At 53.5% G+C, this 18,064-nt stretch carries 11 protein-coding genes; 5 read left to right on the forward strand and 6 right to left on the reverse strand.

Annotated features, from left to right (window positions below):
• Window positions 1-29: 29 nt before the first annotated feature.
• Window positions 30-1,886, reverse strand: coding sequence for a glutamine--fructose-6-phosphate transaminase (isomerizing) (gene glmS / locus LOC67_RS21230; RefSeq protein WP_230264820.1), 1,857 nt, complete (start codon window positions 1,884-1,886; stop codon window positions 30-32).
• 445 nt (window positions 1,887-2,331) lie between these two features.
• On the reverse strand, window positions 2,332-3,075 hold the full coding sequence (locus LOC67_RS21235; RefSeq protein ID WP_230264821.1) for a hypothetical protein: 744 nt from the start codon (window positions 3,073-3,075) through the stop codon (window positions 2,332-2,334).
• A gap of 235 nt (window positions 3,076-3,310) precedes the next feature.
• Here LOC67_RS21235 and LOC67_RS21240 point away from each other — a divergent pair, with 235 nt between their 5' ends.
• The 4 genes from LOC67_RS21240 (at window position 3,311) to LOC67_RS21255 (ending at window position 8,141) form a co-directional block, all read left to right on the forward strand.
• Window positions 3,311-5,491: an FdhF/YdeP family oxidoreductase gene (locus LOC67_RS21240; protein WP_230264822.1), complete on the forward strand. Its 2,181-nt coding sequence runs from the start codon at window positions 3,311-3,313 to the stop codon at window positions 5,489-5,491.
• A complete protein-coding gene (locus LOC67_RS21245; RefSeq protein WP_230264823.1) occupies window positions 5,481-7,064 on the forward strand; it encodes a sulfatase in 1,584 nt (527 codons plus the stop codon). Before LOC67_RS21240 ends, LOC67_RS21245 begins: the two co-directional genes overlap by 11 nt.
• A gap of 134 nt (window positions 7,065-7,198) precedes the next feature.
• Window positions 7,199-7,795 carry a thioredoxin family protein gene (locus LOC67_RS21250; RefSeq protein WP_230264824.1) on the forward strand — a complete coding sequence of 199 codons (597 nt, stop codon included), beginning with the start codon at window positions 7,199-7,201 and terminating at the stop codon, window positions 7,793-7,795.
• A gap of 55 nt (window positions 7,796-7,850) precedes the next feature.
• The gene (locus LOC67_RS21255) at window positions 7,851-8,141 is read left to right on the forward strand and encodes a hypothetical protein (RefSeq protein WP_230264825.1); all 291 of its coding nucleotides are present in this window, start codon (window positions 7,851-7,853) and stop codon (window positions 8,139-8,141) included.
• A gap of 49 nt (window positions 8,142-8,190) precedes the next feature.
• Here LOC67_RS21255 and LOC67_RS21260 read toward each other — a convergent pair whose 3' ends face one another.
• Complete coding sequence (locus tag LOC67_RS21260; protein ID WP_230264826.1) at window positions 8,191-10,992, reverse strand: MMPL family transporter; 2,802 nt, start codon at window positions 10,990-10,992, stop codon at window positions 8,191-8,193.
• A gap of 72 nt (window positions 10,993-11,064) precedes the next feature.
• On the opposite strand from LOC67_RS21260, the gene LOC67_RS21265 reads away from it, so the two are divergent.
• The gene (locus LOC67_RS21265) at window positions 11,065-11,205 is read left to right on the forward strand and encodes a hypothetical protein (protein WP_230264827.1); all 141 of its coding nucleotides are present in this window, start codon (window positions 11,065-11,067) and stop codon (window positions 11,203-11,205) included.
• 301 nt (window positions 11,206-11,506) lie between these two features.
• On the opposite strand, the gene LOC67_RS21270 is transcribed toward LOC67_RS21265, so the two are convergent.
• From LOC67_RS21270 to LOC67_RS21280, 3 genes are all read right to left on the reverse strand, one after another.
• Window positions 11,507-13,960 carry a glycogen/starch/alpha-glucan phosphorylase gene (locus tag LOC67_RS21270; RefSeq protein WP_230264828.1) on the reverse strand — a complete coding sequence of 818 codons (2,454 nt, stop codon included), beginning with the start codon at window positions 13,958-13,960 and terminating at the stop codon, window positions 11,507-11,509.
• Window positions 13,961-15,490: 1,530 nt separating this feature from the next.
• Window positions 15,491-17,044, reverse strand: a complete 1,554-nt coding sequence (locus LOC67_RS21275; protein WP_230264829.1) for an arylsulfatase — start codon at window positions 17,042-17,044, stop codon at window positions 15,491-15,493.
• Window positions 17,045-17,101: 57 nt separating this feature from the next.
• Window positions 17,102-17,869, reverse strand: coding sequence for a hypothetical protein (locus LOC67_RS21280; RefSeq protein ID WP_230264830.1), 768 nt, complete (start codon window positions 17,867-17,869; stop codon window positions 17,102-17,104).
• Window positions 17,870-18,064 lie beyond the last annotated feature (195 nt).

Genomic DNA, 18,064 nt, shown 5'->3' on the forward strand with positions numbered 1-18,064 from the left:
AGCCGGCTGCATACAAATCGTCGGAACGGTTATTCGACGGTGACACTCTTGGCTAAGTTCCTCGGTTTATCAACGTCGCAGCCACGAAGCAATGCGATGTGATAAGAAAGCAGCTGCAGCGGTACAACCGTCACGATCGGCTGGATCAATGAAGGGACGTCCGGGATGTGAATGACGTCGTCCGCGACCGCATCGATATGTGGATCATCTTTGCTAGCCACCGCGATGATCGGGCCGCCACGCGCCTTAACCTCTTCCATGTTTGCCAAAACTTTGTCGTATGTCGTTCCCTGAGGCACGATGAAGACGCTTGGCGTATTTTCGTCGACCAATGCGATTGGGCCATGCTTCATTTCAGCCGCAGGGTAGCCTTCGGCGTGAACGTAGCTGATTTCCTTCAGCTTCAATGCGCCTTCAAGTGCCGTCGGGAAATTCAATTGACGTCCCAAGTACAGAATGTTGGTCGCGTTCTGGTACTTCTCAGCGACCCTCTTAACCTGCTCGTTGCATGACAAGGCTTCCTGAACCGCACCTGGGGCCTTCATCAAATCAGAAATGATGTTGGTCCCGGCTTCATAGCTGAGGTGGCGAATCCGACCAAAGTACAGCGCAAGCATCGCCAGAACACAGCACTGGCTGGTGTATGCCTTGGTGCTCGCGACACCGATTTCGGGCCCCGCATGCAGGTAAACGCCGCCGTCGGCGGCCTGCGCGATCGAGCTGCCAACGACATTGCAAATGGCCAGTGTGCGGTGTCCTTTACGCTTGGTCTCACGCAAAGCTGCAAGCGTATCGGCGGTTTCACCACTTTGCGTCAACCCAAACACAAGCGTGTTGTTTTCGATCGGCGGGTTCCGGTACCGAAGCTCACTCGCGTACTCAACACTGACGGGAATCCGAGCGAGTTCTTCGATCAAATACTCACCCACTAGCGCCGAGTGCCAGCTCGTTCCGCAGCCGGTCAAGATGATCCTTTCGACGCTTCGCAGCTGCTGAGGCGTCAGGTTCAATCCGCCAAATACAGCGGTCGCGTTTTCTTCATCAAGTCGCCCACGCATCGCATTTCGTAGCGACTCGGGCTGCTCATAGATTTCCTTGAGCATGTAATGGTCATAGCCTTGCAGGCTGACTTCTTCTTCGACGGCTTCGAGTGGCTGAATCTGCACACTGACTTTGCCTTGGTCGCGGTGCAAAACGGTGAAGCCTTCCGGTGTCAGGATGGCCAACTGGTGATCCGCCATGTACACGATTCGGTCGGTGCATCCAGCCAACGGTGACGAATCGCTTGCGACGAAGTATTCGCCGTGGCCGACGCCGAGAACCAACGGACTGCCAAAGCGGGCCGCGATCAGAAGTTCTGGTTGATCTCGGAACGCAACCACCAAACCGTATGTACCACGCAGCTGCGCGATCGCCCACTGAACCGCTTGCGCGAATCGAAGCGAAGGTTGATCTGGAGTTTCCTTGGTGACCTTCAGCCCCTCGGCGACCAAATGCGCGACCACTTCGCTGTCGGTTGCCGAAGAAAACTCATAGCCCTTTTCGATCAATTCGTTTTTCAGGACTTGGAAGTTCTCGATCACACCGTTGTGGACAAGGATGACTTCGCCATCACCACCAACGTGTGGGTGCGCGTTTTCTTCTGTTGCGGGACCATGAGTTGCCCAGCGCGTGTGCCCGATCCCAAGCTTCCCATCGACGGGGTTTGGTCCTAGGCGTCCGGCCAACGCATCGATGCGTCCGACGCTGCGAGTGACATGGAACTGCTGATCGCACGTAATCGCGATTCCGGCGCTGTCATAGCCGCGATATTCCAGCCGACGAAGGCCATTAATAAGAAAGTCGCCAGCATTATTGGCTCCGACGTAACCAACGATTCCACACATGGATCAGGGCTCACCTTGTGAGGGGGAGGGATTCACTACACCAGTCGATTTATAAGCGTAGCTCACTACGAAAGATATGCCGGAAAAGTAATCCGTTCCGGTCAGGACGGTTGTCAGGTCCGTCACCAGTGCTTCGTGCCAACTCGATTTTAGGATTAGCCGCATGGCGTTAGCCACGGTTTCAGTGCAATAACCGGGGCTAACGCCCGTCGGCTGATGACCCGAACCCGTATTCTCATATGAATCGAAGCACTAGCGCCGGTTCATTCTCGATAGCCCGAAAAGTTTCGCAATCCAAGATGCGAACTTTGGTTCGCAGACCCGCATAAGGTCGATGCACCGGCGTCGGCGGCTTCCCTACCGCCGGTCAGCGGGTGTTTGATCGCCGTAGATGACGATGAAGAATGCTTGGACGAGAATCCAAAATCTGGTTTGAATGTATCCGCTACGCGGCTTTGCGGACCGCACCCGTGCTTGGGATGCAGGATGTTGACCAGATGCCCGATTGACGTCGCATGAACGTCGTCTCTGGCTTACTCAACCGAGTCAATAACCGCTGCTGCGCTTCGGTCGGATCGGATTGGTCAGCCCACAGGATAAGATCGACTTGACCATAGGTCCGTAAAACACGATCCAGGCCTTGCTCGACCGGCATCGGCACCAAGTGAACTTTTGCGGGATGTTCACGCAATTGACGGTGGAATTCACGCAGGGTAAGCGTGTTGCCGCCCATCTCAAATTCATCCACGGCGATATAGCAGACGGGCATTGAATGACCACGTCGGGTCAAGTTCTCGACAACGGTTCGGCCTCGTGTCCCATCGTTCACGCCGACTTCCAGGACGATTCGCACGTCCATCGAATCGATCTGCTTGCACAATTTTGCATCGGCTCGATCAAGCTTGGGCTTTTCAGTCTTGATCGCCTTAGCGGCACCTGCCGCGATAGGTGCAGGTTCGCTCGCGGATGCTGCAGAAACAGAAGCCGTATGAAGGCGAACTCGTTCACCTTTTGGCTCGGCATTTTTGTGTTCAGCTTTGCGCTCAGCCGTTACCGCCGAGGTCACAGCATGGACGCCGGATGACTGATCAACGGATGCAGACTTGTCTGTGGTTTGAATCGGAGCTTCGACTGCGTCATTGGTGTCACCCTTACCACAAATCGAATTCCACAGTTTTCGAAGTGGCATTGCTAGTTCTCCGCCCGTTTTTTCAGACCACCAAACAAGATCCTACGCCGTCGCAATTTGTGTCGGTCTTGGGACTGAAACCAATGCAAGGAATCCGCCAAACGAAGGATTAAACGCGTCCCGGTAAAGATTGCCGATTACGAAGACAGCCACGATTGGCGGAGGCTGCCGACGCCGCATCGCTCTGCTACGATAGCGTTTTTGGTTCAAGGATATTGATTTCGAGGATGATCCATTGAGAGTCGGCAGCGGTGGCGGATTTCGCGCAATTCTCTATACTTTCAAGAAAGGACGCGAAGCGGGCGGCGTTTGGAAGCTTTACAAAGCGTTGCGCACACGCAATAGCTGTAAAACTTGCGCCGTCGGAATGGGGGGCCAAAAGGGTGGCATGGTCAATGAACTTGGCCACGCGTTCGAAGTCTGCAAAAAAAGCATGCAGGCCATGGCTGCAGATATGCAGCCCGGTATCGATCCGAACTTTTGGAAGCAGAACTCCATCGAGTCGCTAAAAAAGCTGACGCCCAAAGAACTCGAAAGCCTCGGACGATTGATCCATCCGCTTCGGTATCGTGAAGGCGCAACTCACTACGAAGAGATCACCTGGAAGGAAGCGATCGATTCGATTGCGAAACAATTCAAAGCGATCACTGCTGATGAATCATTTTGGTACTTCAGCGGACGCAGTAGCAACGAAGCTGGTTTTTTACTGCAGTTGCTCGCTCGTGTCTTCGGTACAAACAACGTCAACAACTGCAGCTATTATTGTCACCAAGCCAGCGGCGTTGGATTGCAAAGCAGTGTCGGAAGCGGTACCGCGACGATTCTGTTGGACGATCTAGAAAAAGCAGACACGGTCTTCCTGATCGGTGGCAATCCGGCTAGCAACCACCCGCGTTTGATGACCAGCTTGATGCGAGTCCGTCGCGCAGGTGGCAACGTGATTGTGATCAACCCGGTTCGTGAAACCGGATTGATCAACTTCCGAATCCCAAGCGATCCGATTTCCCTACTAAAGGGAACGAAGATTGCCTCACACTACATCCAGCCTCACATCGGCGGTGATCTCGCTTTGCTTTGGGGAATCGCCAAGGCAACCAAGCAGCTCAATGCGTTCGATAGCGAATTTTTATCCCAACACACAACCGGTCAAGAGCAGTGGGCGCAGGCTCTCGATGAACTGAGCTGGCAAGAGATCGAATCGAAGTCCGGCATTGCTCGCAGTGAGATCGAGGCGATCGCAAAGTTATATGCCTCGTCAAAGCGAAGCGTCTTTTCGTGGACCATGGGCATCACCCATCACGCGCACGGAGTACAGAATGTCCAGGCGATCGCCAATTTGGCGTTCGCCCGTGGCATGGTCGGTCGCGAAGGATGCGGGCTGATGCCGATTCGCGGTCACAGCAATGTGCAAGGAATCGGCTCGGTCGGTGTGACTCCGAAGCTGAAAACTCAAATCTTCGAAGCGCTCAAGAATCAGTTCGGAGTCAATTTGCCGGAGACCGAAGGCAAAGACACGTTGGAGTGCATGGAGGCTTCTGCGCGCGGCGAAATCAAAGTTGGCTTCTGCCTAGGCGGAAACCTCTATGGTTCAAATCCCGATTCAGCGTTCGCTGACAAGGCACTATCGAATCTTGATTTGAACGTGATGATGAACACGACGATGAATACAGGTCATGTTCATGGTCTGGCGCGCGAAACGATTATTTTGCCAGTGCTCGCTCGGGATGAAGAGCCATCACCGACGACTCAGGAGTCGATGTTCAACTTCGTTCGGCTTAGTGATGGTGGTCCTGCAAGATTGCCTGGGCCACGCAGTGAGATCTCCGTGATCGCTGCGATTGGAAAGCAACTGTTACCGGACACCCCGGGTATCGACTGGGACGACCTAAGTCAGCCCTCGACGATTCGGAAATGGATTGGTGCGGTTGTACCGGGCTACGGCAAGATCTCGGATATCGACGAAACCAAGGAAGAGTTTCAAATCGAGGGGCGCACGTTTCATCAACCCAAATTTGGGACCCCCGATGGACGTGGCGTTTTGCATTGTCACCAACTTCCCGAACTGAAGGGGACCGATTCCAAGCAACTGCGACTGATGACCGTTCGCAGCGAAGGCCAGTTCAATACGGTTGTCTACGAAGAGGAAGACTTGTATCGAAACCAGGATCGACGCGACATCATTTTGATGCACCCTGATGACCTCGTTCGTTTGGGATTAACACATGATCAAAGGGTGACAGTGCAGAGTGACACGGGAAAATTGCACGGCATCTTGGCCAGAGGCTATGACTCGATCCGAAGTGGCAACGCGTTGATGTATTACCCTGAGGCGAACATTTTGGTTTCGCGGCACGCGGATCCACAAAGCAAGACGCCTGCGTTTAAAGGCGTCGTCGTTGAATTGATTGCCGAATAGCAGTTGGCGTGATGACGGCATCGACCGTTGGCTAAGTCATCGAATTGGACTGCCACCGCTTTGCGAACTTGCAAGCGGTGTGGAAAGGTCGGCTCTGGTACGCCGCGGAGTTTCCAGGCAGGTTATCATGGGAGGAGTCGCGCTCGCTGATGGGCGTGCCCCCGACAATCTTCTTCCCTTCCTGCCTTTGTTCATCCTGCCCGCCATGAAATTCTCTCGCCAGTTCTTGGTTGTTCTCCTCGTTGCGATACCGACGATCGCATTCACACTGAATCAAAAGGCTCACGCAGCGCCACCAAACTTGGTGCTGCTGCTTAGCGATGACATGGGGTGGAGCGATTATGGCTTCATGGGGCATCCCGACGTACAGACACCGAATTTGGATCGCCTCGCCAAGCAGTCCGCGGTGTTTCCTCGAGGTTACGTTCCTACCGGGTTGTGTCGTCCTTCGCTAATGACCTTGCTTACCGGTCACTATGCGTCAACTCACGGTGTGACCGGCAACGATCCATCTCCTAAATACGCGGACAAGGACTCTGACCTGTACCAGCAGCGTCGCGCGCAGTTGATTTCGTATCTCGACCGTTTCGAAACGCTACCCGAAGCTCTGGCCAAACAAGGTTACATCAGCCACCAAAGTGGCAAGCTTTGGGAAGGCAGTTATCAGAATGCCGGGTTTACAAACGGGATGACGAAAGGGTTTCCCAATCCTGGTGGTCGGCACGGAGATGCCGGTCTGAAAATTGGTCGTGAAGGAATCAACGAAATCAACACGTTTCTTGATGACGCCGTCCAACAGGAAAAGCCTTTCTACCTGTGGTATGCACCGTTCATGCCTCATACCCCGCATACGCCGCCGCAGCGATTGTTGGACAAGTATCGCGACGGTCGCCCGTTGACGGTCGCAAAGTACTATGCGATGTGTGAATGGTTTGATGAAACCTGTGGGCAAATCATGGAGTCCCTGGAAGAACGCGGACTGGCCGAAAACACCATGATTGTTTACTTGACCGACAACGGTTGGATTCAAAACCCCGATGGTCGCGGCTACGCTCCACGCAGTAAACAGACGCCTTATGAATATGGAGTGCGGACGCCGATTTTCTATTGGATGCCCGGAAAGATCAAACCCGGCGTGCGAACCGATCTGGTAACCAGCTTGGATATCTACCCGACCATGTTGGCAGCAGCTGGTGGCGAAGTCTCAGATCAACTGCCAGGTCTGGATCTAATGGATGAACTTTCCACTGGCGACAAGATTGATCGTGACACGGTTTATGGCGAAGGTTTTGCACATGATATCGCTGACATCGAAAAGCCCGAAGCCTCGTTGTTGTACCGTTGGGTCATCGAAGGTCCTTGGAAACTGCTGCTGACCTATGACGGCGAAGTCAATCGCTATCAGTCGACGCATCCTCGAACCGAAAAAGGGCCTCAACTGTTCAACTTGATCGATGACCCGCACGAAAAAACTAACCTCGCCAAAGATCACCCCGATGTGGTGGCCCGTTTGGCAAAGAAGCTTGAGCAGTGGTACCCTGTGACGGAACGCAAGACGATCACGACACCGTGATCGTCAAGGCCTGGATAACCCGATGAGCCCCGCTTGTCGGGTTTGAATTTACCGACGCCAACTTGAATGGTTGTATGCAATTAAATCATGAAAGAGTGATTTCTCTGGGATCATCTGTCGTATCGATTGCTTTCGTGTTGATCCTTTCAGCGACTTTCCAGAGTCCCACTTGGGCAGGGAAATACAACACCGTCGTCAACATTGGTGACGAGGCTCCGCAATGGCAGGACTTGCCTGGAACCGATGGTAAACTTCATTCATCGGATGAATTGAAAGACGCCAAAGCAACCGTGGTTGTCTTCACATGCAATTCTTGCCCTTATGCGATCGACGCCGAATCACGTTTGATCGATCTGGCTAAGGCTTACGAATCCAAGGGGGTTCAAATCGTAGCGGTCAATGTCAACAAGGTCGAGGAAGATCTGCTTCCCGCGATGAAAGAACGTGCGGAGCTGAAGAAGTATCCTTTCACCTATCTGTTTGACGAATCACAGAAGATCGCGAAGGATTTTGGCGCTAAATACACTCCAGAATTCTTCTTGCTCGATGCCCAACGCAAGATCGTCTACATGGGATCGATGGATGACAGTCCTGACGGTAAAGACGTCAAACAGCAATACCTTCGCTCTGCAATTGAAGCTGTCTTGAATGGCCAAACTGTGACTGATTCGGAAACCGTGCCGATCGGATGCCGGATCCGCCTTGAACGCGAACGTCGCCGTCGTCGGTAATCGCACGCCCACTTGTAAACCACGCCATCGGACTTTGTCGCTTTAGGTTGCCACGTTGGAAAGTCGTCATCCACCCGTTCGATCGAAGTATCTTTCGATCCTTCTGTTGTCGCTATCGGTGACCGCGACGGCGGCGATGACCTGTGTGCTGATCGTCGCCAACGGATCCGTCACCCTTTATGGGCTACATTGGTTCGTCAGCGAAAACCCGGAGTGGGCCGATCGTCGAAGCGTTATCCAGTTTGCACTTTTCACCGTGCCACTGCTGATGGTGGTGATTGAGTGGCTGATCTGGGACTTCATCCGCGGCCGACTTTCGAAAGAGCGGTGGGAACGGGAGTTATAGTCGCGGTGCTCTGTCGATCGCACGTTTAACGCGGCGTTACCACTTGATGCTATTCAGCCACTGACGCCGCTTGCGAAGTTCGCGATCTACGTTTGCCAGTTAATGCGACAAAGCTTGGGACCAACACGGTTCGGACATAGAAGGTATCGATCAGCACACCCAGCCCGAGCGCAAAGCCGAGCTCAATAATGCCACGCAGTCCCGTTGTGGCGTCCGTTTCGATTCCGATCATATTTAGAATCGTCGGAAGCCAAGCTGACGCGGTCATGCTGAAAAACGTTGCGGCCATCACCATCCCACAGGCAGTGATGATGCCACCGGTTCGAGAGATCGCATATCGTAGCGCCGAAAGCCAAGGTCGTGTCTTTTGCTCCTCGACAATCCGAGTGACCAAGTACACGTTATAGTCTTGGCCAACAGCTACCAAGATAACGAACAAAAACAAAGGCAGTTTCCAGTCGAGACCGACGTAGGCATCGCCGTAGGCAGCCTTGAAAAATAGGACTGTCATCCCAAGTGTCGCGTAGTAGCTGAGCAAGACAGTGAAGATCAGGTACAGGCATAGCCCGATTCGCCGTATCACCGCGATTAAGATCAGCAGCACGGCAATCACAACAGCGATTTTGATTCTTACATTGTCCGAAATCGTGACGCTGCGCAAGTCGATAATCGAAGGCGTCGTGCCGGTGTAGTAAAAGCGAGAACCTGACCATCGAGATTCCGGTTCGCGAGAGACTTCACCCAGCATTTTTCCGATCCCGGAAACAAGTCTTGCCGTTTCGATCGAAAACGGATCACCATCAATGATGACGTCCAATCTTGCCAAGCGGTCTTGGTATTCCGGGTTATGGGAAAAGAAATAGTTTTGTGCAACGCGATGTTGTCGGAGTGCTCTACGTTTCCAAGCTTCACCACTAAGAAGTCCCATTTCACGATCGGGCGGGAAGTCACCCAGGGGATCGTTGGCTGTGCGGACACCGACGACTCCAGGTTGCTCGTAAAGCCGATCGGAAAGCGACTCGATATCTTTGCGTAGCTTTTCGCGTGGTTCGCCTTCGGGGCGAACGATCAGGACGGTGACGGGATTGATTTTGCCAATTTCGAAGTGTTGCGAGAGAAGTCGAAACCCACGGCGGCTGGCCGCATCGTTGTCCAGTTGACTGCTCAGGTCATACGTTACGGAACGTTCGCTGTACCAACCAAAAATGGCAGGAACCAACAGGATCGTGATCCCCAAGATAAATGTGATTTTCGGGCGGCGCGTAATCTTGATGGCAATCCAGTCCCAGACATTGGATCGGTTGACCCCATGATTTTTGTTCGAACTGTTCGCAAATAGCGATCTTGAACTCGTCGGATCGGGCCGGATGATGCCAGGCCAAAAAACTGTCGGGCCGAGTGCAAATAGCAAGGCGGGTGTCAGAGTCAGGCAGACAACGAGCCCAACGAGCAAACAAACTGCGATGATTGGTCCTGTGTAGTGATACTTGCCAAAGTCGGCGAACCAGAGCATCGCCAAACCAAAGACTGTCGTTAGGGCGCTACCGAGCAGGGCTGACGTTACACCCGACAAAGCGTTTCGACAGGCGATCCCCCATTCCGATTTCGACGCCTCTTCGCGAAGACGCGCGATCAAGAACAAGCAGTAATCCGTTCCTGCACCAAATAGGATGACAACGATGAAGATCCGGCTGGTTGTAAAAACCCGCATGTCCAGCCAACTGATCACATCACGGATCGACCAATCGGTTAGCAACGCCACCATCGATGTCGAAACGGCGACCGCAACCCCGATCGAAACCATCGGGACGGCAACCAGCAGCGGAGCACGATAGACGATGATCAAGATCAGTAGGATCATAATGACGGTAATCGATTCGGTATATCGAATCGCATCACGTGCCGCGATCAAGGTTTCTCCGCCAATGGCCGCCGACCCTGTGTATTCCAGACGGAGCGGTGGTTGATCGGTCTGCTTCTGATTGACGTGTCGCAAGCTATATTCGCGAACATCGTTTAGAAGCGAGTCGAGCTTTTCGAGTGTCGCGATGTTACCCGTCGCCGCCAATTCACTGTTCATGCGAATGACGGCAAGTTTCGCAGCAGGTTGACTTAGCAAGCTGCCAAGAATGGTATCGTCCCAGGACAGCAAATCTAACATCGCGTCCCAAGACTGGAGATCTCGGTCGGCGATCGGAGTTGCCACATCGTCGATCGTTGGCATCAACAGTTTGGCGTCTTCAAGATCGCTTTCGGCCTGTGCTAAGTCATCGCCGATCGTTTCCAGCAGATGCGCTCGATCGTAGTAGCTGATCGCCATCCGAGGTTCGGTCAGGGTCGGTTCCGTCTCCGGAACGAACTCGAGATACGCTTCGTAAAATCGGGCGTCGACGGAGATCGAATGGTCCAGTGCAACTTTGGCTCGCTCGATCCAGGCTTGCGATGCCTCGGGTGCTTCTTCGATTGGGCCGGACTCGTAACCCAGACGCTGCGCCCTCTGCCAACAAACCTCGGCCAAGCGATGATGAAATCGACGGAGCAAGTCATCGCCGACCATCAAATCCAATTCGCTGAGCGGTGTCGTGGTTCCTTCGGCAACCTTGTCACGTCCGAGTACGATCACGATTTCGCTGCGTGCACGTTCGCCAGGAAAAGCTTCGTCGAGAACCTTTGCCGCAGCGACCGTGTTCATGCGATCGGGCAGGTACTCGAAGTCCCCGTCGTAGGCGATATCGTTCCACTTCGGTGCGAGCGAGATGAAACCCGCGGTGATCAGAACCCAGCACGCCATCACCACCCAAGGGCGACTCGTCGTTGTCTTCGCGAGCTTTTCAGTGAATATGGATAGCATGGGCAATGCAGGAGTGCAGGCGGCGGGGCATTCGGACCATTGAAGTCTGTCGCGTTTCCGATCGAGCCACCCATGTTTTCACGCACGGCTCAGAATCTGGTTCAACTGATTGCGGGAGTTGCGGTGGGAATCGAGGGCCTGACTGAGCAACCGACGTTGCCGATCAATTTCATCGATCGGACATCAACACGATATGGTTTGGTGATTCAGTAAAGGCTTGTGGATGAAGGGACAGGTTCATGGTCACGTTGTTATACCACCGACTATCAAATTTGATGCAGGGGGGATCCCTAATGAGGCGTACATCACACCTCTATCGATTGTGCTGTCGGTGCGTCGCCGCAACTTGATGAGGGTCCTTCGCAATGCATCAAGATCCGATCGGGCATCGATCTCGGTCACCTCGGCAGCACAGCGTTCGTTACACAAGAGATAGGATCATAAAAAACGCCCCGTGATCGGTTGGTCGACCACAGGGCGTTTCGAGTTTTTCGATTTAGCTATATCAGCGAAATCAAACGGCACTGACTTTCCAAATGTCGTCTGCGTATTGCTGGATAGTTCGATCGCTCGAGAACCATCCGCTGTTAGCGGTATTCAAGATGCTCATGCGATCCCACTGGGTCGGATTCTTGTAGGTACCGGCCACTTGAGACTGTGCATCGATGAAGCTGCGTAGGTCGGCGATCGTCAACCATTGGTCGCCTGGGTTCCGCAGTCCTCCGATCAATTCGCCAAAGATCCCTGGTTCGCTCGGATTGAAGTGTCCGCCTTCGAGCAATTCCATCAGGCGGCGAATGTCTTCATCGCCGTTGATGATTGCGTTGGGGTCGTAGCTCTTTCGGGTCTCTCCTACTTCGCTAGCGTTCATGCCGAAGAGGAAGAAATTCTCCTCGCCAGCCTTCTCGCGAATTTCGATGTTGGCGCCGTCAAGGGTACCGATCGTTAGGGCACCGTTCATCATGAATTTCATGTTCCCGGTTCCCGAAGCCTCTTTACCGGCTGTCGAAATCTGCTCGCTCAGTTCAGTACCTGGGCAGATGACTTCCATCGCTGAGACGCGGTAGTTGGGGAAGAACACCATTCGCAGCAACTCGGCAGCTTTCGGTTCAGCGTTTACACGAGCGGCAACGCTATTGGCAAGCTTGATGATCAGCTTCGCGATGTGGTATCCCGGAGCGGCTTTTCCACCGATCAATACGCAGCGAGGAACCATGTCGGTCGTATCACCCGCCATGATCCGGTCATACAAATGGACGACATGCAGGATGTTTAACAGCTGACGCTTGTACTCGTGAATTCGTTTGACTTGGACATCAAACAGCATCGATGGGTCAAACTGAACGCCAGTGTTTAACTTAACGTAGTCGGTCAGGCGTTGTTTGTTGAACTGTTTGACTTCACGCCATTTCTTTTGGAACCCAAGGTCATCAGCGTAGGGGGCTAGATCTTTGATCTTTTCCAGATCGGATTCCCAAGCCGAGCCAATGGTATCGGTCAACAGGTCGCGCAGTTTGGGATTGCAGTGCGACAACCACCGACGTTGCGTTACACCGTTGGTTTTGTTGTTGATCTTGTTCGGCCAGATTCGATCGAAGTCCGAGAATAGACCACTCTTGAGCAAATCGGTGTGCAGCTGTGCGACGCCGTTGACCGAGAAGCTGCCGACGATCGACAGGTAAGCCATACGGATGTGTGGATTGCTGCCGCCTTCGATAATCGAAACGCGGCTAAGCAATTCGTTGTCGCCAGGGTATTTCTTTTTAACGAAGGTGACGAAGCGATCGTTGATTTCATAGATGATTTCAAGGATCCGCGGCAGCAGATTTCCGAACAGACCGACCGACCAACGTTCTAGTGCTTCGGGAAGCAACGTGTGGTTGGTGTAAGCCATGCACTCGGTCGTAATCTCCCAGGCTTCGTCCCATTCCATGTTGTGTTCGTCCATCAACAGACGCATCAACTCTGGAACCGCACATGCGGGGTGGGTGTCATTCAGCTGGAAGCAGTTCTTTTTGCCGAAGTCGGTGAAGTCTTCCCCGTGGCGTCGCACCCAGTCGGCGATCACGTCTTGTAGACTTGCCGAAACAAGGAAGTACTGCTGCTTCAGTCGCAGTTCTTTTCCGTTTTCGCTGGCGTCGTTCGGATAGAGCACCATCGAAATCTGTTCGGCGTTGTTTTTGTCGGCAACCGATTCGGTGTAACTACCGGCGTTGAATTCACCGAGGTCAAATTCATCGTTGGCGGTTGCTTTCCAAAGCCGCAGCGTGTTGACGGTACCGTTACGGTATCCGGGGATTGGCATGTCGTAGGGAACTGCCAATACAGGTTGTGATTCAACCCAGCGGAAGTGATTCTTTCCGTCTTCGCCAATCACACGTTCGGTTCGACCGTAAAGATGAACCGTTCGCGTGTCTTCGTGTCGTTCGATTTCCCAAGGGTTGCCGTTGCGCAACCAGTGGTCGGGGCCTTCGACTTGCCGTCCACCATCGATCGTTTGGTGGAACATCCCATATTCGTAGCGAATGCCGTAACCCGAGACAGGCAGTTTCAAATTCGCGCAGCTATCCAGGAAGCATGCTGCCAGTCGTCCCAAGCCGCCGTTGCCGAGTCCGGCATCAGGCTCTTGATCGACAACTTCTTCGAGTCCGACGCCAAAGCGATGCAGCGCAGCACGCATGGGCTCGTCGAGATCAAGATTTAAAAGAGCGTTGTTTAGCGAACGTCCAAGCAAGAACTCCAGCGACAGGTAGTTCACGCGACGTGTGTCGCTTGCGTCAACTCGCTCGCGCGTTTTGATCCAATCTTCGGTAATCCTGTCCCGTGCCGCTAACGCAGCGGCACGGTAGCAATAGTCACTGTCGGACTCGGCTTCGCTCTTTCCGAACGTGAACAACAGGTGACGACGGAACTCACGAGAAAGCGTGTCCAGAAGCACCACACCATTGCCGTTGTTGTGGTCGGTCATAGGACTATCTTCGAGGGTTTTTTGCATCGTCATTCTTATCTTGGTCGTAAACCGTTTTTCTGAGTGTAGCAGGTCAAAGGTGCGAACTTGCAACGTCACGGGATCTGCAAAAGCGAAGGCTGATGCGATTCCAGCGACTCGGTTGGCTCACATCCAGAAACCTACTCACGTAAACAACACCCGGACGTTCAAGGTACAGTCATAGGGCCCGGGACACGTAGAAACAACCGTTCCAGGCTCAACGAAATGTAGGGGAAGAATGGACGCCCGCACGGATAGCGGATGGTACGTAGCCCTGAACAAAAGTTGGGCTTCGCTGATCTTTTGTCCCCCTAACATTCTCGCGGCGACTGTCCAGGTCACATCGAGGTGTCTTCATGAGTGATCGGATGCGATTGGGTGTAAAGCAAGAAAAAACACCAGGATTAAGCTTTCCCCATCAGTCACAAGCCATTCGACACGTTCACAACGCCGCAATCGGAATTCTCCGCACGATCGTCAGCCTTTACCTGCGGCCGTGAACGCTCAGATCGGATTGATGATGCGGTGTTCCACCCAAGGGAGTGGTGTCCGGCATGTCGGTCGTTGAGGAAACGAACCAATCACATCAGCCGCAACGCGCCAGCGTGCGGTTATTTCCGTGGCTACAGGCCAGCGGATGCGGGAACCGCGAGCTGGCGCTCTGCGTCTGATGAAGACAGACCAACACATCAGCCGCTACGCGCCAGCGTGCGGTTAATTCCGTGATTGCAGGCCAGTGAATGCAGGAACCGCGAGCTGGCGCTCAGCGGCTGATGAAGGCAGACCAACACATCAGCCGCTACGCGCCAGCGTGCGGTTACTTCCGTGACTACAGGCCAGCGGATGCGGGAACCGTGAGCTAACGCTCAGCGGCTGATGGAGACAGACCAACACATCAGCCGCTACGCGCCAGCGTGCGGTTAATTCCGTGATTGCAGGCCAGTGAATGCAGGAACCGCGAGCTGGCGCTCAGCGGCTGATGAAGGCAGACCAACACATCAGCCGCTACGCGCCAGCGTGCGGTTACTTCCGTGACTACAGGCCAGCGAATGCGGGAACCGTGAGCTGGCGCTCAGCGGCTGATGAAACCAGACCAACACATCAGCCGCTACGCGCCGGCGTGCGGTTAATTTCGTGACTACAGGCCAGCGGATGCGGGAACCGTGAGCTGGCGCTCAGCGGCTGATGAAACCAGACCAACACATCAGCCGCTACGCGCCGGCGTGCGGTTAATTTCGTGACTACAGGCCAGCGGATGCGGGAACCGCGAGCTGGCGCTCAACGGCTGATGAAGACAGACCAATACATCAGCCGTTGGCGTTTTAGCGTGCGGTTAGTCTTGTGCTTACTGGCCAGCGGATGCGTGAACCGCGAGCTGGCGCTCAGCGGCTGATGGAAACGAACCAATCACATCAGCCGCAACGCGCCAGCGTGCGGTTACTTCCGTGACTACAGACCAGCGGATGCGATAACCGCGAGCTGGCGCTCAGCGTCTGATGAAATCAGGCCTTATCGAGACGGGAGGTCAAACAGCTGCGACTGCTTACTTGGTTTCGTATTTAAACTTGCTTGATGAGTTTTCGCGCCGACTCGCATCGCCCAGGCATCATACTTCTCTGACAGTCGAGTCACGATCTCGGGCTGACGGTCGGCCAAGTTCACGGTTTCAGTTTTGTCATTCGAAAGATCGTATAGCTCCCAATCTTTGCTGCGTTCTGCAACCAGCTTCCATTTTCCATCGCGGACCGAATGGTTAGACGAAAATTCCCAGAAGATCGGTGGTCGAGACGATTGTTCTTGCCCCGTGATGGTGCTGACCATCGAGACGCCTTCCATTGATTGGATCGCTTTCCCCGCGAACTTGTCGGGATACTTCCCGCCGGAGAGTTCTACGAAGGTCGGCATCAAGTCAACGATGTGATGAGTCGCTTTCGAGACCGTTCCGGCGCCCGCAAGCTGCTTTGGCCAATGAATAATCATCGGGGAAAGCGTTCCGCCCTCATGAGCGTACTGCTTGTAAAGACGAAGCGGTGTGTTGCACATGTTGGCCCAACGTGCGTCGTACGCGTAGTCACTTTCAGCGGGGCCGGGCGGAATGTTGTCGCTGCGAAGGCGGTTATAAGGACAGGCGCCGTTGTCAGAGAAGAATAGGATGAGCGTGTTGTCCAGCTCTCCGTTTTGTTTCAAGTTGTCGACTAAACGTCCGACGTTTTGGTCCAAGCGATCGACCATTGCGGCATAAACTTCCATCATCGGAATCAAGAAGCGTTTCTGAGAATCCGACAGCTTGTCGAAAGGCTCGACTTTGGGATCTCGCTCCGTCAACGACCATGTCGGGTCAATTAAACCGAGTTCCTTTTGACGGGCGAAACGCTGTTGGCGAATCTTGTCCCAGCCGATGTCATAGCGACCTCGATACTTCTCAATTTCTGTTTCCGGTGCGTGCAACGGAAAGTGTGGCGCGTTGTGTGCCAGGTACAAGAAATACGACTGATCCTTTTGTCGGGCTTGTTCAAGAAACTCGATGGCGTAATCGGTAAATGCATCGGTCGAATAAAAGTCGTCCGGCGCCTCGAAAACTTCGCGATCCAGACGCATCAAATTTTTTCCGTTGCCCCAGTCTTTCCCAGTAAAGAAATTGATCGCGCCACTGAGGAAGCCAAAGTATCGATCAAATCCTCGATCGAGTGGGTGTCCATCAAGATGCCACTTTCCACTCATCATCGTCGTGTATCCGGACTGACGCAGAACTTCAGCCAGGGTCACATGACCGGGCTTCTTCAAATTCTTGGACTGTTGATGCCAGAGTCCGGTCAACAACGAGGCACGTGTTTCGCTGCACTTGGCGTTGTTGTGAAAGTCTGTCAGACGCAGTCCGGATTTTGCCAAGCGGTCGAGATTGGGAGTGTCGATTTCGCCCCCATAGCAACCGAGATCGGAGAAGCCCATGTCGTCGCAAACGATCACAACGATATTGGGGCGATCGTCCGCTAAGCAGCGATCGGAACTTGCGATTGAGAGGATCAACAACAAGAAAGACAAGACATTCGGTTGCAATTTCATACGAACGGTCATCGATGAAGATGTGTGGAAACGAGAGACCAAGCAGAGCAATGCGAATTAGTTGCGTTCGACAATCACGTCATCAACCCAAGCATTTTTCAAAACCGCTAGACGCAAACGCGACTTGGTGTCATGCCCGATACCGGACGATGTCAAAGAGCCAATTTTCTTTCCGTCGATCGAGACGATCATCGTTTCGTTTTCGATCTGTACTTGCAAGTCGTGCCAGGCATCTTTCGACAGGTCGATGGCAAACGATTGCTCCTTGGATTTGATCAGCTTGCGGTCTGCAGGGGTAAGTGTTTTGGCCTTTGACCTTTCATGCACGTCTAGCTTCATGCGTCCGGTTTTCAAGTCGATGATGGTCAGTTTAGTTGGACGGATTTTGGCAACGCATAAGTGACCGGCGTGGACTGACTTTTCATTCATGTCAGCGAAGTTGATCCCAAGTTCATCGCCGCTGCTAATTTTGAATTTCATGCCAATGGTGACATTTTTGAAATCCAAATCGTGGACGACAGAAACGCCGTGATCGGCAACCTCGTGTCGATAAATATGCAATGCGCCGTCCGCCAAGTCGGCTTGCTTGTTTCCTTTGGCTCGACTTTTACTGTTGGTCGACCAACCATGTCCTACATCTTCTTTCGTATCGTCTTTCTCTTGGCGATCAAAATGGTCTTCCAGAATTCTTTCGCCCGCAGCGACGTGGCCCGCAGTGACGTCGCCCGCAATGACCTGGGACGTCTCTGAGAAAAGAGAGATCGGGACAAGCATGACTGCGAACAGATATGTAAAGATCACGAGAGTTCGGTGGTAAGTTTTCATCAGCGCTGCCGATTGTTTTGGAGGAGTTGGTGATCGCGGAACGTCGCCGAATGGTCAGTTCTGCAATATGGAGGGGCCCCTAGTTTAACCGGTTCCGTGGCCGCGCGGCTGTCTTTGGTGGGCTGTCGCGAATCGAGTTCCGGGACTATAAAACCCACCGAAACGAGCGTCGTGGGTCGAGCCACCGGAAATCTC

Origin of the sequence: Stieleria sp. JC731, assembly GCF_020966635.1 — a bacterium.
Taxonomy (GTDB): domain Bacteria; phylum Planctomycetota; class Planctomycetia; order Pirellulales; family Pirellulaceae; genus Stieleria.